Origin of the sequence: Pseudomonas sp. NPDC088885 (assembly GCF_044750025.1) — a bacterium.
GTDB lineage: Bacteria > Pseudomonadota > Gammaproteobacteria > Pseudomonadales > Pseudomonadaceae > Aquipseudomonas > Aquipseudomonas rustica.
In genome coordinates this window covers 1-1935 of record NZ_JBIVJB010000225.1, presented here as the reverse complement: position 1 = coordinate 1935, position 1935 = coordinate 1, and the positions used below count along the sequence as shown (strand labels likewise).

The following is a 1935-nucleotide window of genomic DNA, read 5'->3' as shown; positions in this document are numbered from 1 at the left end:
ACAACGTACCAACGCTTAGCCACGGGACACCCTTAGCCGACAATCAAGGAAACAAGCCAGCCGAGCAGGGAATCGAGCCCCCACAACAGCAACGCCATAACCAGAACAACAGCTACCACAATAAGCGTGGTCTGCGTGGTTTCTTGGCGAGTTGGCCATACGACTTTACGAATCTCGGTGCGAGCCTCCTTAACCAGTACAAAGAAAGACTTGCCCTTGGCCGTCTGCAAGCCTACAAAGGCAGCTGCAGCAGCGAGAGCGAGCAATGCAAGCACGCGGTACAGGATCGGCGAAGCAGAGTAATACTGATTGCCAACAACGCCAACAACCACCAAAGCAACTACTACAAGCCACTTGAGCAGATCGAAGCGAGAGCCTTGAGCTTCAGCCTTAGGAGTCATCTATGAAGATCCTGTGAAAAGAAAGCCAGACACACCGAGTGAATCTGGCAGGTCAGGAGGGAATCGAACCCCCAACCTACGGTTTTGGAGACCGTCGCTCTGCCAATTGAGCTACTGACCTAAAACAAAATCAGGCCGACCATTATGCCGGCCTGAAAAAGACATTACAACTATTTACTCGATGATTTTGGCTACGACGCCAGCGCCGACGGTACGACCGCCTTCACGGATAGCGAAACGCAGACCGTCTTCCATTGCGATGGTTTTGATCAGGGTAACAGTCATCTGAATGTTATCACCTGGCATTACCATTTCAACGCCTTCTGGCAGCTCGCAGTTACCAGTCACGTCAGTAGTACGGAAGTAGAACTGTGGACGGTAGCCTTTAAAGAACGGAGTATGACGACCGCCTTCTTCTTTGCTCAGAACGTAAACTTCTGCAGTGAACTTGGTGTGCGGCTTAACCGAACCCGGCTTAACCAGAACCTGACCACGCTCAACGTCGTCACGCTTGGTGCCACGCAGCAGAACGCCGCAGTTCTCGCCAGCACGACCTTCGTCGAGCAGCTTGCGGAACATTTCAACACCGGTGCAAGTAGTAACGGTGGTGTCACGCAGACCAACGATTTCCAGCGGATCTTGAACGCGAACGATACCGCGCTCGATACGACCAGTCACAACAGTACCGCGACCGGAGATCGAGAATACGTCTTCGATTGGCATCAGGAACGGCTTGTCAGTCACACGAACTGGGTCTGGGATGTAGCTGTCCAGAGTCTCAACCAGTTTCTTGACGGCAGTAGTGCCCATCTCGTTGTCGTCTTTGCCTTCCAGTGCCATACGAGCCGAACCGATGATGATTGGAGTGTCATCGCCCGGGAAGTCGTAGGTGGACAGCAGGTCGCGAACTTCCATCTCAACCAGTTCCAGCAGCTCAGCGTCGTCCACCAGGTCAGCCTTGTTCAGGAAAACCACGATGTACGGAACACCTACCTGGCGAGACAGCAGGATGTGCTCACGAGTTTGCGGCATCGGACCATCAGCGGCCGAGCAAACCAGAATAGCGCCATCCATCTGAGCAGCACCGGTGATCATGTTCTTCACATAGTCAGCGTGACCTGGACAGTCAACGTGAGCGTAGTGACGGATCTTCGAGTTGTACTCAACGTGCGCGGTGTTGATGGTGATACCGCGCGCTTTTTCTTCTGGGGCACTGTCGATCTTGTCGAAATCAACGATTGCAGAACCGAAAACTTCGGAGCAAACGCGAGTCAGAGCAGCAGTCAGCGTGGTTTTACCGTGGTCAACGTGACCAATGGTCCCAACGTTGACGTGCGGCAGGGAACGATCAAATTTTTCCTTAGCCATCGATATCACCCTTAACAGAAGAATTGAGCAAACTACATTAACCATTAAAACAAAGGCAGATATTTTCATATCTGCCTTGTTATATGGAGCTCTTGAGCGGATTTGAACCGCTGACCTCACCCTTACCAAGGGTGTGCTCTACCAACTGAGCTACAAGAGCGAAACA

The 1935-nt window shown here is 52.2% G+C and carries 2 protein-coding genes and 2 tRNA genes; all 4 read right to left on the bottom strand.

The features are described from left to right. Positions 1-32: 32 nt before the first annotated feature. A complete protein-coding gene (gene secE / locus ACIP1X_RS28755) occupies positions 33-401 on the bottom strand; it encodes a preprotein translocase subunit SecE (protein ID WP_400755959.1) in 369 nt (122 codons plus the stop codon). Between the two features lie 45 nt (positions 402-446). After that, positions 447-522 (bottom strand) — tRNA-Trp (locus tag ACIP1X_RS28750). A gap of 53 nt (positions 523-575) precedes the next feature. After that, complete coding sequence (tuf, locus tag ACIP1X_RS28745) at positions 576-1769, bottom strand: elongation factor Tu (RefSeq protein WP_400755958.1); 1194 nt, start codon at positions 1767-1769, stop codon at positions 576-578. A gap of 84 nt (positions 1770-1853) precedes the next feature. Continuing rightward, positions 1854-1929: transfer RNA gene (locus ACIP1X_RS28740), tRNA-Thr, on the bottom strand. Positions 1930-1935 lie beyond the last annotated feature (6 nt).